Source organism: Sporosarcina sp. SAFN-015 (assembly GCF_051966875.1).
GTDB lineage: Bacteria > Bacillota > Bacilli > Bacillales_A > Planococcaceae > Sporosarcina.
In genome coordinates, this window is the sequence record NZ_JBQCKP010000010.1 from 1 (window position 1) to 14,968 (window position 14,968).

Annotated in this window: 12 protein-coding genes and 1 tRNA gene; all 13 read left to right on the forward strand. The window is 41.8% G+C overall.

From position 1 onward, the window contains the following. Positions 1–250: 250 nt before the first annotated feature. Positions 251–1,009, forward strand: a complete 759-nt coding sequence (gene rph, locus ACTHPA_RS15715; RefSeq protein WP_440501527.1) for a ribonuclease PH — start codon at positions 251–253, stop codon at positions 1,007–1,009. Continuing rightward, positions 1,006–1,620, forward strand: coding sequence for an XTP/dITP diphosphatase (locus ACTHPA_RS15720; RefSeq protein WP_440501529.1), 615 nt, complete (start codon positions 1,006–1,008; stop codon positions 1,618–1,620). Before rph ends, ACTHPA_RS15720 begins: the two co-directional genes overlap by 4 nt. Further along, positions 1,617–2,117: a metallophosphoesterase gene (locus ACTHPA_RS15725; RefSeq protein ID WP_440501531.1), complete on the forward strand. Its 501-nt coding sequence runs from the start codon at positions 1,617–1,619 to the stop codon at positions 2,115–2,117. The genes ACTHPA_RS15720 and ACTHPA_RS15725 overlap by 4 nt, the downstream gene beginning before the upstream one ends. Before the next feature lie 71 nt (positions 2,118–2,188). Next, positions 2,189–2,262: transfer RNA gene (locus ACTHPA_RS15730), tRNA-Arg, on the forward strand. Positions 2,263–2,601: 339 nt separating this feature from the next. After that, complete coding sequence (locus ACTHPA_RS15735; protein ID WP_440501532.1) at positions 2,602–3,546, forward strand: ring-cleaving dioxygenase; 945 nt, start codon at positions 2,602–2,604, stop codon at positions 3,544–3,546. 268 nt (positions 3,547–3,814) lie between these two features. Then, complete coding sequence (locus ACTHPA_RS15740) at positions 3,815–5,461, forward strand: PAS domain S-box protein (RefSeq protein ID WP_440501534.1); 1,647 nt, start codon at positions 3,815–3,817, stop codon at positions 5,459–5,461. Positions 5,462–5,601: 140 nt separating this feature from the next. Next, positions 5,602–6,579, forward strand: coding sequence for a DUF3196 family protein (locus ACTHPA_RS15745; protein ID WP_440501535.1), 978 nt, complete (start codon positions 5,602–5,604; stop codon positions 6,577–6,579). A 110-nt stretch (positions 6,580–6,689) separates the two neighbouring features. Then, positions 6,690–7,976 carry a trigger factor gene (tig, locus tag ACTHPA_RS15750; protein WP_440501537.1) on the forward strand — a complete coding sequence of 429 codons (1,287 nt, stop codon included), beginning with the start codon at positions 6,690–6,692 and terminating at the stop codon, positions 7,974–7,976. 146 nt (positions 7,977–8,122) lie between these two features. After that, the gene (gene clpX, locus ACTHPA_RS15755; RefSeq protein ID WP_440501539.1) at positions 8,123–9,391 is read left to right on the forward strand and encodes an ATP-dependent protease ATP-binding subunit ClpX; all 1,269 of its coding nucleotides are present in this window, start codon (positions 8,123–8,125) and stop codon (positions 9,389–9,391) included. Between the two features lie 121 nt (positions 9,392–9,512). Then, positions 9,513–11,837, forward strand: a complete 2,325-nt coding sequence (gene lon, locus ACTHPA_RS15760) for an endopeptidase La (protein WP_440501540.1) — start codon at positions 9,513–9,515, stop codon at positions 11,835–11,837. Then, positions 11,834–12,415 carry a ribosome biogenesis GTP-binding protein YihA/YsxC gene (gene yihA, locus ACTHPA_RS15765; protein WP_440501542.1) on the forward strand — a complete coding sequence of 194 codons (582 nt, stop codon included), beginning with the start codon at positions 11,834–11,836 and terminating at the stop codon, positions 12,413–12,415. The genes lon and yihA overlap by 4 nt, the downstream gene beginning before the upstream one ends. Before the next feature lie 313 nt (positions 12,416–12,728). After that, positions 12,729–14,063 carry a glutamyl-tRNA reductase gene (hemA, locus tag ACTHPA_RS15770; protein WP_440501544.1) on the forward strand — a complete coding sequence of 445 codons (1,335 nt, stop codon included), beginning with the start codon at positions 12,729–12,731 and terminating at the stop codon, positions 14,061–14,063. A gap of 40 nt (positions 14,064–14,103) precedes the next feature. Continuing rightward, positions 14,104–14,934, forward strand: a complete 831-nt coding sequence (gene ccsA / locus ACTHPA_RS15775; RefSeq protein ID WP_440501545.1) for a cytochrome c biogenesis protein CcsA — start codon at positions 14,104–14,106, stop codon at positions 14,932–14,934. Positions 14,935–14,968 lie beyond the last annotated feature (34 nt).

Sequence of the window (14,968 nt, forward strand, 5' to 3'; positions counted from 1 at the left end):
CAATCGCCGGTACAATACCGACAACTGGCTGCATAATAAGGTGTTTTTTAATTGTCTCAAAAAAGGTAGTCAGTGCCAAATTAAAAGGGTTCGAATCAATTGCGATCGATTGGCTCGGTATTGAAAATCCTGATGTCAGACATATTGTTCTACAGAACCCTGAAGCTTAAATTAGGCTTCAGGGTTTTGCTATCGTGAAAATGAATATGGTAAGATGGATGACGAATTTGATTTGTGGAGGGTATCCAATATGAGGCATGATGGAAGAACTGCAGATATGGGAAGGCCAGTATCAATTGAGACGGATTATTTAATCCATCCGGAAGGCTCGGTTTTAATTTCTGTAGGGAATACGAAGGTGATTTGCACGGCATCCATTGAGGAAAGAGTTCCACCGTTTTTAAGAGGAAGTGGACAAGGTTGGGTGACCGCGGAGTACTCGATGCTCCCTCGTGCTACCGGCCAGCGGACTCAACGGGAATCCTCACGCGGAAAAGTAGGCGGAAGGACAATGGAAATTCAGCGCTTGATTGGACGTGCTATGCGTGCAGTGATCGATCTGGGAGCGCTAGGAGAACGGACGATATGGATTGACTGTGATGTGATCCAAGCAGATGGCGGGACAAGGACAGCATCCATTACGGGTGCGTTTGTTGCCATGGGCATTGCTGTCTCTAAATTAACGAAAGAAAAGGGGCTAAGCCAATTTCCTATCAAAGACTATTTAGCCGCGATCAGTGTAGGGAAGACGGAAGAAGGCGTCTTGATTTTAGATCTTGATTATCCTGAGGACTCGGCAGCTGCTGTCGATATGAACGTCGTTATGACAGGCGCTGGAGAATTTGTTGAATTACAAGGGACTGGTGAAGAAGCGACATTCACACGGCAGGAAATGAATGATCTAGTCGAGCTCGCAGAAACAGGTATCCAACGATTGATCTGTGTTCAGAAGGAGGCACTTGGAGAAATCGGTACGCTTATTGGCGGAAAGGATGGCGAAGAACAATGAAGAAAATATTGATTGCAACGAACAATAAAGGGAAAGCAAAAGATTTTGAAACACTTTTTGGTCCTTTCGGTTTCGAAGTGCAAACATTGAATGATCTTGATCAAGACATTGATGTAGAAGAGACTGGCGTTACATTTGAGGAAAATGCGATTTTAAAGGCTGAAACGGTTTCGAAGCTGTTAGGTATTATGGTCATTGCTGATGATAGTGGGTTGGAAATCGATAGTCTTCATGGAGCTCCGGGCGTCTATTCTGCGCGTTACGCGGGCGAGCCAAAGAATGATGAGGCTAATATCGATAAAGTGCTGTCCGAGCTTCTGGGAGTGCCAGAGGAAGAGCGTACGGCTCGTTTCCGTTGTGTCCTTGCCGTTGCAGGACCTAGTGTGGAAACTGTAACATTTTCGGGTAGCTGTGAAGGAATGATTCTTGAGGAGAGAAGAGGAACGAACGGTTTCGGCTATGACCCGATATTTTATTCTCCTGAGAAGGGACAGGCGATGGCAGAATTGTCTCCGGAGGAAAAAGGCCAAATTTCACATCGTGGTGCAGCCCTTAGACAGTTGAAGGAGCGTTTGCCGGAGCTGCTAGATTCGTTAGGGGAAAACCAATGAAAATCGTCGTCTTGAGCGATTCGCATGGCGATAAGGAAACGGTGAAGGCCGTTTCCGCGTTGCGTGCGGATGCTATTTTTCATTGTGGAGACAGTGAACTATCATGGGATGATCCGATTTTGCAAAACCTGCATATCGTAAAAGGAAACTGTGACAGAGATCATCGTTTTCCGGATTCAATTGTAGTTGAAGTCGGTGACAAGAAAATTTGGATGGTCCATGGGCATAAGCATGATTGCAAACGGACAATGCTGCCTTTGTATTATGAAGCTCAGGAGCTAGGGGTAGATATTGTTCTTTTTGGCCATTCACATTCGTATGGCGCCGAGTTAAGTGAAGGAATATTATTTGTTAATCCAGGAAGCACATTGCTCCCAAGAGCGGGTAAACAACCAACTTTTGCAGAGATTGAATGGAACAATGGCTTCTGGATTTCCTTCAAAAACATGGATATGGAAACAGTAATTACAGTTGAAATGAAAAATATCGCAAATTAGCGTTGACTTTTCCAGCGAGCCTGCCTATAATAAAACTTGTCGTTAGGCAATCAACAGTTGCCAAACAACATGTCTCAGTAGCTCAGTTGGATAGAGCAACAGCCTTCTAAGCTGTGGGTCGGGGGTTCGAATCCCTCCTGGGACGTATTAAGTTAAATCGAACGCAATTAGAAATAAGAAACGTCCGCAAACTCTGTTTTAACAGTGTTTGCGGACGTTTCTTATTTTTTATAGAAACACTTTAAAGCGATACAAATGTGGAATATGTAGTGAACCCTAATTGGGGTCACTCTTTTAAAAGTGTCTGCCATTTGGATTCAGTTCACAATACAGGCGTTCGTTGTTCAACGATGAATTTAGTTTGAAATCAAGGTATTTTTCTTGTGCTGTTATCATTTGAGATGTAAAGTGAAGAAACGCACACAGGTAATTTATTTCCCAAACAACTTGACTAATCAAACGACAATATAGGAGGAGAAAACTTATGTATACAATTCCAGGACATCATCATATTTCGATGATTACGAAAAACGCTAGCCAAAACAATCACTTTTATAAAGACATTCTTGGTTTACGTCGTGTGAAAATGACCGTCAATCAAGATGAGCCGTCAATGTATCACTTATTTTACGGAGATAAAACAGGGAGCCCAGGCACAGAATTATCATTTTTTGAAATCCCGGTCGTCGGGCGCACCCATCGAGGGACAAATGCCATTACGCGAATTGGGTTGCTTGTCCCTTCGGAGGATAGCTTAACTTATTGGAAATCCCGTTTTGAGAAGTTCGGCGTTTCGCATGATGAAATTACAACATACGCAAACCGTCCTGCTTTGCCTTTTGAGGATTCCGAAGGCTTGCGTATGGTACTTCTCGTATCCAAAGGGGGAAAAGTCGAGCACTGGAAAACTTGGGAAAAGTCGATTGTACCAGTAGAGCATCAAATTCAAGGAATGGGTTCAGTAGAAATAACCGTCCGTAAGCTCGATAAATTAGCTCGAACGCTAACTGAAGTATTTGGTTATACTGAAGTGTCACGTACGGAAGAAGAGATGATATTCCAATCGGTGAAAGGTGAAGTGTTCGGCGAAATCGTTGTGAAATATTTAGATGGTCCAGCCGAAAAGCCGGGACGTGGAAGCATTCATCATTTAGCGATCCGAGTTAAAGACGAAGAAGAACTCGCACACTGGGATGAGCAAGTCCGCGCTCGAGGCTTCCATTCATCCGGCGTCGTGGATCGTTTCTATTTTAAAAGCTTATATTTCCGCGAGTCGAACGGCATTTTATTTGAAATTGCAACAGATGGACCGGGATTTACAATTGACGGAGATATCGAAACGTTAGGTGAGAAATTAGATCTACCGCCGTTTTTAGAATCGCGTCGTAGAGAAATAGAAGAGAAACTACAACCTATTGAGGAAAACTAATTATGGAACAATCTCGTATTGAGGTGTTATAGACCATCTTTAGTTTGTTGAGTGCTGATTAATAAATATCTATAAAATAAAGGTTGATTGAAGACGAAAGATGGGTAGAAATATAAGGAATTACTAAATTACCGTAAAGTAACATGTTAATTTGTCGAAAATAAAGGCAGGGAGGTGGTGTATAACCCGTCCCTGCCTGTTATTTGTAATCAAACATAGCCTATTTACGAGCCATTGTACGTAGTCATTAATAGAAGGAGTAATACAAATGGAAAGTTTTATAAGAGGAATTCCGAATGATATGTATGAATTCATGTTAAATCATAGTCCAGATCCTATATTTCTAATAGGTGAAAAAGGAAAAATGTTTTATGTGAATGCTGCAGCTACGGACTTGTTTGGCTATTCATCTTCTGAATGGAAGAACATCAACTTACGAAATATTATTGACCCGGAATTCTTGGGTGAAGCAGCTCTCTTTTTTTCGAAAACATTGAATGGAGAATATTGCTCTTATACTGTAAATGCTCACGACAAAAAGGGGAAGCAACTTCATTTGCAAGTTAAAAATATACCTTTGTTTACGAATGCGCGGCAACCGAAAAATGTAATGATTTTAGTTAATGATTTTACCGAACTCGTGGAAACGAAAGATGCATTGCAAAAAACAACACAGCAATTAGGTTTCTTTTATGAGTCTTCCGCAGAAGCAATGGATATTATCGACCTTGATGGCAATGTCTTGCAGGTTAACAAAGCCTTTGAGGAAATGTATGGATGGAAAGAGGAAGAAATAGTAGGGAAACCGATGCCGACAATCCCACCCGAACGGATGGGACAAGTAAAAAGAGATCGTGCCCTTGTCTTGAAAGGTTTAAGCATTAAAGGGTTGGAAGTGGATTGTTATAAAAAGGATGGCACATTAATACCCGTCAGTATTACACTTTCTCCCCTTCATGATGACCAAGGAAGAGTTATCGCATTTTCTGGCATTTCACGTGATATTTCGGAAAGAAAAAGATACGAAGAAGCATTAATACGCAGTGAAGAAAAATATCGCTTAATTGCCGAAAACATGACGGATCTAGTTACAATTTTAGATGCAAACGGAGTCATCATCTATGCATCGCCTTCCACTACCCGGGTTTTAGGATTTCCATTGGAATACTATGAGCGGAAAAATGCCTTCAATATTATCCATCCAGAAGATTTACCAGAGGTCAAAAAGTTGTTCTTATCTATATTCCGTTCAAAGGGCTCTGCTGATATGGAGTTTAGGTATGAACATAAAACGAAAGAATGGATATGGCTTGAGGCGAAAGGATCTTATTTTGTAGATGAAGAAAAGGGTGAGGGATTTGTACTGGTAGTCTCCCGCGTCATCGAAGAAAAAAGGATAATGCGTGAGAAGTTAATGCAAATGGCATTCCACGACGAATTGACGGGATTGCCAAATCGGAGACTATTCCAAGAAATCATGCGCCAAACATTGAAAGAAGCTAAACGGAATAAAGAAACATGCGCCTTGTTATATATGGATATTGATGAATTTAAATGGGTGAATGATCATCTTGGCCATTCAATAGGTGACAAGTTGTTGAAACAGTTTTCTAAAAAAGTTAAGCTATCACTTCGTGAAAGTGATGTATTTGCCCGTCAAGGCGGAGATGAATTTCTAATCCTTCTTCCTAATACCGATGAAAATGAAGCGATAACGATTGGAGCACGTATTTTAGATAGTTTGCAGGAACTATGGCAAATCGGAGAACACTCATTTACGACGACTTCAAGTATCGGCATCGCTGCATACCCAAAAGACGGCGTTTCAATCGATGAATTAATTCGAAATGCAGACAGGGCATTGTATAAAGCAAAAGAAAACGGTCGGAACACATATAGAACGTACTCTAATTAAAAATGAGTTGACAAAAAAGTTGTATGAACGACTTTGTTGTCAACTTTTTAATACATACTTATATAAACTGAAGTGAATAATTCATTTCCGGTTGGAAAATGCTATATGTTATAGTGAATGGATGAAAGAAGGTGAATCCAGTGAGACATAGATATGGAAGGCTCATTAAAAAGGATAACATCGTCGTGTTTCCTGGTGCCTTGGAACGGCTGATCGAAAAAGGGTTGGATGCAGTTGAAGATACCGACTACGCGGAAGCTGTTGAAGCGTTCGGACAGGCGTACCATTTTGACCCGGACAATACCCGATTATTAGCGCCATACGCAGTTTCATTGTACGAAACAAAAAACTTCCCATTGGCGAAAGAAGTGGCAACAAAACTACTACATAGCGGAACTACGGATTATCTTGATGCCATGGAGTTATATTTGGCGATCAGCATTCAACTTCAAGATTATGAAGAAGTCGAAATGACAATCGAAACTCTTCTAGATGAAGGAATCGTCCCACCAGACACGTTGAAGAAGTTCAACTATTTACGGGATCTAAATAAAAGACTTTCTTATAGATATATTCGTGAGGTAAGTGAACCCCAGAAACATGACTTGTTCACCTTGGATGAATTCGTGCAAGAAACAACTGAAACACAGCAGAAAATGCTTGCTGTTTTTGAAAATAGCGAGTTAGATCAGACTATCAAAAAACTCCTCGCACAAATTGTCGAAACGGAAAGCTTGCATCCGATCGTCAAAACATATGCACTCGTTCTTCTACGTGATTCAGGATATGAAAAAGAAGTGACCGTCCAGAAATTTGGATATTCAAAAAATGTCATCCCTGCAGATCTCGAACTTCCGAGTCAAGATGAACGTTCCATTAATGTAGTGAATCAGATAGGAGAGCTATTTGAAAAGGACCCATCTCGGATGCAAATGGCGATTGACGCTAGTCTGCGTTATGGAATTATTGCCTATCCTTTTTGTTGGGATGGATTTACGACTTTTGAAGTTGCTGATGCATATACAGAATACATAGAAAGCATGTTCACTGGTGAGCCGGTTACTAACACGGAATTGAATTCATTGATCAAATCTGTCGATGAACAGACAGATAGGTGATATGCATTAAATCTGTTGAAAGATCGAAAGTCTATGATATACTGTAAGGGTTGTAAATAGCGTATAAACGTGAGAAAATATATTGGTCATTATGATTCGGAGGTATTAACATGTCTGTTAAATGGGAAAAAGAAGAAGGAAATAAAGGGACGCTTACAGTTGAAGTTCCTGCTGAAACAGTAGACGCAGCACTTGACGAAGCATTCAAGAAAGTTGTAAAGAAAGTTCAAGCGCCTGGCTTCCGTAAAGGGAAAATGCCACGCAAAATGTTCGAAAGAATGTATGGCGTAGAAGCACTTTATAACGATGCTCTAGATATCATCCTTCCAGAAGCGTATTCCAACGCTCTTGACGAAGCTGACGTAGAGCCGATCGCTCAACCTGAAATCGAAATCGATGAAATGGAAAAAGGCAAAGCTTTAGTCTTCAAAGCGCATGTTACATTGAAGCCAGAAGTGAAACTTGGCGACTATAAAGGTCTTGAAGTGACACGTCAGGAAACTGAAGTGACAGACGAAGAAATCGAACAGCAATTAAAAGATCGCCAAACAGCATTAGCTGAAATGGTTGTAAAGGAAGACGGCGCTGTTGAAAACGGCGATACTGTTAACCTCGACTTCGAAGGATTCGTTGATGGCGAAGCGTTCGAAGGCGGTAAAGCTGAAGGATACGATCTTGAAATCGGTTCTGGTTCATTCATTCCAGGTTTCGAAGAGCAAGTCGTCGGTATGAAACAAGGCGAAGAAAAAGACGTTGAAGTCAATTTCCCTGAAGAGTACCATGCAACAGAATTGGCTGGAAAACCTGCAGTATTTAAAGTGAAAGTACATGAAATCAAATCGAAGGAAGTTCCAGAGCTTGATGATGAGCTTGCAAAGGAAATCGATGAAAGCGTCGAAAGCCTTGAAGAACTTCGCACAAAAATGAAAGAACAGACTGAACAAGATAAAAAAGGCGCATCTGAAACAGCAATGCGTGACGATCTTGTAGAAGCTGCAGCAAGAAATGCTGAAATTGATATCCCAGAAGTAATGATCGATTCCGAAGTGGACCGTATGATGGATGAGTTTGGACAACGTCTACAAATGCAAGGCATGAACCTTGACTTGTACTTCCAGTTCTCAGGTCAAGATGAAGCTGCATTGCGCGCACAAATGAGAGACGATGCTCTAAGCCGTGTCCGCGTTTCCTTGACGCTTGAAGCAATCGGCGCTGCTGAAGGTATTGAAGTGACTGAAGAGGAAATCAATGCTGAGCTTGAAAAAATGTCTGAACAATTTGGTATGGAAGTTGACCAAATTAAACAAACACTAGGCGGAACAAGAGTACTTGAAAACGACTTGCGTTTCAACAAGACAGTTGAATTCCTAGTTGAAAATGCAAAAGTCACTGAATAATGGGTAACGAAAAATACAAGGTGCGGTTTTCCGTGCCTTGTTTTTCATAGGCGAGGATTTTTTGGGAAGCCTAGTAAGGCAGTTCTAAATAGTTGATAAAAACGGGGGAATCTTGTAAGATTGTCACTTGAATAGGGGTGAGCTTGATGTTCAAATTTAATGATGAAAAAGATAATTTAAGTTGTTCTTTTTGTGGTAAAACCCAAGACCAAGTACGAAAACTCGTTGCCGGTCAGGGTGTTTATATTTGTGATGAGTGTGTTGAACTTTGTGCGGAAATCGTCGAGGAGGAAGTGGGCCTTGATGAACACTTCGAGCTGAAAGATGTTCCGAAACCACGTGAAATCCAAGGCATTTTAGATGAATATATTATCGGTCAAGATCGAGCTAAGAAATCATTGGCTGTTGCAGTTTACAACCACTACAAACGTATTAATACAAATAGCAAGGTTGACGATGTGGAAATCGCAAAATCAAATATCGTCTTAATTGGGCCTACTGGTAGCGGTAAAACGTTGTTGGCGCAAACATTGGCGCGTATTCTCGATGTTCCTTTCGCTATCGCAGACGCAACTTCATTGACAGAAGCAGGTTATGTCGGTGAAGACGTTGAAAATATTTTATTGAAATTGATCCAAGCGGCAGATTTTGATATTGAACGTGCTGAAAAAGGAATCATCTATATTGACGAAATCGATAAAGTTGCCCGTAAGTCGGAAAACGCATCGATTACTCGTGATGTATCGGGTGAAGGTGTACAGCAAGCCCTCTTGAAAATACTAGAAGGCACGGTTGCAAGCGTTCCACCACAAGGCGGTCGTAAGCATCCGCACCAAGAATTCTTGCAAATCGATACGACCAATATCCTGTTCATCGTTGGTGGAGCGTTCGATGGTATGGAAGAAATTATAAAACGCCGTACTGGGCAAAAAGTGATTGGTTTTGGCACGAATGCAGATGAGGAATCCAAAGAGGAAGCATCCTTGCTTTCAAAACTGATTCCAGAAGATCTACAGCGTTTTGGACTGATTCCAGAGTTCATCGGCCGTCTACCAGTGATTGCAACATTAGAGCAGTTGGACGAAGCAACTCTTTATCAAATCCTGACGGTTCCGAAAAATGCAATCGTTAAACAGTACCAGAAGATGGTTGAATTGGATGGCGTTGCATTGCGCTTTGACGAGGATGCTCTTATGGAGATTGCCAAGGAAGCGATTGAACGGAAGACGGGCGCTCGTGGATTGCGTTCCATTATCGAAAACATCATGTTGGATATTATGTATGAACTTCCTTCACTTGATGAAGTGACAGAATGTATCATTACGAAAGATTCCGTCCTGAAAAAGTCAAGTCCGATCCTTTATCGAGAAGATGGAACACAGTTAGATCTCGATCAAGAGAAGAATACGGCCTGAAAATTGGAGGAATAAAGCTGACTCCGACGGAGCGATACATTCGCTCATCGGTTGTCGGCTTTTTCCACCTTATATGATTTGTACATAATGGATATACATAACTTATGGAGGTGACTTCCGCATGCCAAATCAAAAAAAGCTGAACGTGCCTTTATTGCCTTTACGCGGGATGTTGGTTTACCCGACGATGGTTTTACATATTGACGTCGGGAGAGAGCGCTCCGTATTCGCGGTAGAACATGCAATTGCAAACGGTAATTACATCATGCTCGCTTCACAGAAAGATACGGGCGTGGAAAATCCGGAAGCTGATGACTTATACAAAATTGGTCTTTTGGCTTATGTTAAGTCATTGACTGAATTGAACAATGGAACATACCGTCTCTATATTGAAGGCATTGAAAGGGCGGAATGGTCCAATTATGAAGAGGCGGATCTCTACCCCGTCGTTGATGTGAATAGTATTCCTGATGATACAGAAGTGGATGCGGAATGTATCGCCCTAATGCGAATCTTATTACCTTATTTTGAGAACTACACCAATTATTCAGCAAAGGTGTCACAAGAGACATTCGATTCCATTGCTACAATTGAAGAGCCGGGCAGATTTGCAGATATGATCGCTTCTCATCTGCCACTAAAATTATCTGCAAAACAAGAAATCCTTGAAATTACCGACGTTAAAAAACGATTGGAATTTCTAATCAATAAATTGCATGATGAACAAGCTATCCTTGCGTTGGAACGTAAAATTAACACACGCGTGAAAGAAGCGATGGAGCGGACGCAGAAGGAATTTTATCTCCGTGAGCAGATGAAAGCTATACAGAAAGAACTTGGCGACAAAGATGGAAAAAGTATTGAAGTCGTGGAGCTCACAAAAAAAATTGAAGAAGCGGGCATGCCCGAAAATGTGAAACAAATAGCATTCAGGGAGTTGGATCGCTATGAAAAGGCTCATTCCGCCTCTGCTGAAAGTGGAGTGATCCGGAATTATATCGATTGGCTTATCGCTTTACCGTGGTCTGATGCATCGAAGGATCAATTGGATATTAAAAGATCTGAGGAAATATTGAACCGCGACCATGAAGGACTTGATTCAGTCAAGGAACGTATTTTGGAGTACCTTGCCGTCCGTCAAATGACGAAATCATTGCGTGGGCCGATTCTATGTCTTGATGGTCCGCCAGGAGTAGGGAAAACTTCGCTCGCCCGTTCAATTGCGGAATCATTAGGCCGTAAATTTGTACGGATTTCACTTGGCGGCGTACGTGATGAATCTGAAATAAGAGGGCATCGTCGTACATATGTCGGTGCTATGCCGGGACGAATTATTCAAGGTATGAAAAAAGCTGGAAAGATTAATCCTGTTTTCCTGCTCGATGAAATTGATAAGATGTCCAATGACTTCAGAGGAGACCCGTCATCGGCCATGCTGGAAGTTTTGGATCCTGAACAAAATTCGACGTTCAGCGATCATTATATTGAAGAACCCTATGATCTGTCGAATGTATTATTCATCGCAACTTCCAACGATTTAAGTTCCATTCCTGGACCTTTGCGGGACCGCATGGAAATCATTTCGATTCCTGGATATACTGAACTCGAAAAGCGGTCTATTGCGAAAAACCATCTTATTCCGAAACAGTTGAAAGAGCACGGATTAACAAAATCACAGGTTCGTTTTAGTGACGATGCAATCCGTAATATCGTCCGTTATTATACACGTGAAGCCGGCGTCCGAGGGTTGGAGAGGGAGATAGCGAGGATTTGCAGACGAGCAGCAAAGCAGATCGTTACCGGAGAAAAGAAAAGTATTACAGTCAGCGTAAAAACTCTTGATGCATTGTTAGGCAAGAAGAGACATACTTATGGACAAGCAGAAAAGAAAAATCAGGTCGGTGTTGCAACTGGTTTGGCATATACGACAGTCGGTGGGGATACACTTCAAATCGAGGTTTCATTATCTCCCGGCAAAGGTAAACTCATATTGACGGGTAAGTTGGGCGATGTCATGAAAGAGTCCGCGCAAACAGCGTTGTCATATGTCAGATCAAAAGCTGTGAATTTTCATATTAATCCTAATTTCCACGAATCAAATGATATCCATATTCACGTTCCGGAAGGCGCTGTCCCGAAAGATGGGCCATCTGCAGGCGTGACTATTGCGACCGCCCTCGTTTCGGCGTTAACAAAACGTCCGATTAAGAGGGAAGTTGGTATGACAGGTGAAATAACGCTTCGTGGCAGAGTATTACCGATCGGTGGCGTGAAGGAAAAGTCATTAAGTGCACATCGTGCAGGCTTGACCACAATTATCTTGCCTATTGCAAATGAAAGAGACATTGAAGATATACCGGAAAGTGTGCGTAATGAACTTACATTTAAGCTTGTCTCAGATGCTGAGGAAGTATTGGCGTACGCATTGGAGGAGGCTTCCGAATGAAAGTCAATCAAGTTGAAATGATTATGAGTGCAGTAAAACCTGAGCAGTACCCGGATGATGGATTCCCCGAATTTGCATTGGCAGGCCGTTCGAATGTAGGGAAATCTTCGTTCATCAATAAAATGATTGGACGGAAAAGCTTGGCCCGTACATCATCGAAGCCCGGGAAGACCCAAACCTTGAATTTTTATAAGATTGAAGAAAAATTATTTTTCGTCGACGTTCCCGGTTATGGGTATGCAAAAGTGTCCAAATCGGAACGGGAAGCTTGGGGTAAGATGATTGAAAGATATTTAACGGGACGTGAACAACTTCGCGCTGTTGTCCTTATCGTTGATCTTCGTCATCCGCCAAGCGTAGATGATTGTATTATGTATGACTTCTTAGGTCATTACGATATTCCTACAATCGTCATTGCGACGAAAGCCGATAAAATTCCGAGAGGCAAATGGGAAAAACATAAAAAAATCGTTAGAAATGAATTGAATATGCGTGCTGGAGATCCTTTGGTCCTTTTTTCTTCAGAAAAAGGGATCGGAATGGATGAGGCGTGGCGTGAAATAGAAAATAGAATGTAATGGTAATCCGGATGAATTCTACGTTCATCCGGATTTTTCTTCAAAAGCGGAGGCGGCCAGCTTAGATGCGACAGGCATAAGGCGGACCTGCGAAACGGCGCTTTATGCCGTACAGCAGGGCTGACTTATGACCCCGAGCATCTGGCCGGCGGAGCTAGATGTTAAAGCGGAACCTTATTACATTAGAATTATTACAAAAATAGGGAACGAGCCGTTGTTATTTCAAGAGTTAGTCACAAAATTGTCCGTTATAAAAAGTATGATATGTTATAATCGTATATGGTAAATAGAACGGGAGAGGTGTGAACACCTTATGTATACTATCGTGGTCGGTGTCAACCACCGAACAGCTCCAGTGGAAATCAGGGAGAAATTATCTTTTGTAGAAGCTGATCTGCCGAAGGCTATGGAAGCATTGCAAAAAGAGAAGAGTATTTTGGAAAACGTCATCATATCTACGTGCAATCGTACTGAAATATATGCAGTGGCGGATCAAATTCATACTGGCCGTTATTATGTAAAACGGTTTTTAGCGGATTGGTTTGACATGGAGCTTGAGGAATTATCCCCCCATTTGCTCATTTATGAAAATGATGCAGCGATTGAACATTTAATGCGTGTATCTGCAGGCATCGATTCAATGGTGCTTGGAGAAACGCAAATTTTAGGACAAGTACGCAACAGCTTCCTGGAAGGGCAGAATATTGGAACGACAGGAACAGTGTTCAATGAATTGTTCAAAAAGTCGATAACGCTTGCGAAAAAGGCCCATTCAGAAACTGCTATCGCGGATAATGCTGTTTCTGTATCTTATGCAGCAGTCGAGCTTGGTAAAAAAATCTTTGGTTCATTGAACGATAAACATATTGCCATCCTCGGTGCAGGGAAGATGGGTGAATTGGCCATTAAGAACTTGCACGGCAGTGGAGCAGGAAAAGTGACAGTCATCAATCGTACTTTGTCGAAAGCGGAAGAAATGGCGAAGCAATTCGGAGGCGTGGCAAAGCCGATGCAGGAATTGCAATGCACTCTATTGGAAGCGGATGTATTAATTAGTTCTACGGGCGCAACCGATTTTGTCATTGATTTCGAACTGATGCAATATGTCGAGAAGCTTCGTAAAGGAAAGCCGATCTTCATGGTCGATATCGCGGTTCCTCGCGACTTGGACCCTAGAATTGGCGACTTGCCGAATGTTTTCCTTTACGACATTGATGACTTGCAAGGAATCGTCGAAGCGAACTTGGCGGAGCGTAAACGCGCAGCGGAAGAAATCGGTTTGATGATTGAAGCAGAAGTTGTCGACTTCAAGGAATGGATTGCGACGCTTGGTGTTGTGCCGCTCATTTCTGCATTACGTGAAAAAGCACTCACTATCCAAGCGGAAACAATGGCAAGTATTGAAAATAAAATGCCGAATTTGACGGAACGCGAAAAGAAATTATTGAACAAACATACGAAATCAATCGTCAATCAAATGCTGAAGGACCCGATCTTGCAAGCTAAAGAGCTGGCGCTGGATGAAAAAGCGTCGGAAAAATTGACCTTGTTCAAGCAAATATTTGGATTGGCCGATGACGTGGAAGAGGAAGTCGTCCATGCAAAAACTCAATCCATTATCAAATCGCCTAACTTAGCCGAGGCGTAATTTATTTGATTAGATACATGCGAAAGGCAGAGGTTGCGTCATGACCGAAATGACTATGGCGAGATTTCATGAAGTAATCGTCGTCCTGTATGCGGTGAGCCTCGTATTTTACTTCATTGATTATTTGAACAGTAATAAAATCGCCCATCGCAGTGCATTATGGATTTTATCGGTCGTCTATGTGATGCAAAGCGGATACCTCATTGCGCGGGTGATCGATACACAGCGATTCCCCGTCCTTTCCCTGTATGAAGGGATCTATTTCTACGCTTGGCTGCTTATATCGTTATCGATAATCCTCCAAGTGTTTTCAAAGGTCGGGTTCGCTGTTTTCTTTTTAAATGTTATTGGATTTATATTTATGACAATTCATACATTCACGCCGACACAGATTGATAAATCGCCGGTCGGGGAATCGCTCATATCTGAATTGCTTTTCATTCATATCACTTTTGCGATTCTTTCGTATGCGGCATTCGCGATGTCTTTTGTTTTCGCAATCCTTTATTTGCTCGTCTATAAAGTGTTGAAAAAGAAAAAGTGGACAAAGCAATTTGGACGGCTCCCATCACTTCAGCAATCGCTATCAGGGATGAAAGCTTCTATTTACACGGGAATCCCGGTATTGTTCATTAGTCTTGTGTTGGGGATTCAGTGGGCAACAGTCGCGTTGGATGACTGGATGATCACCGACATGAAGATTATCGGGTCTTTCCTCGTTATTATCCTTTATAGTTTAGTATTGTTTTTACAAAGAAGAGGTAGACTGACAGCGAACGATTTTGCTTGGGCGAACGTCTTCGCTTTTCTTTTTGTTATCGTCAACTTTTTTCTTGGAAGCAGATTATCGCAATTCCATTTTTGGATTTGACGTTTTAAGAGTACTTCAATAGGAGGAAGATCAT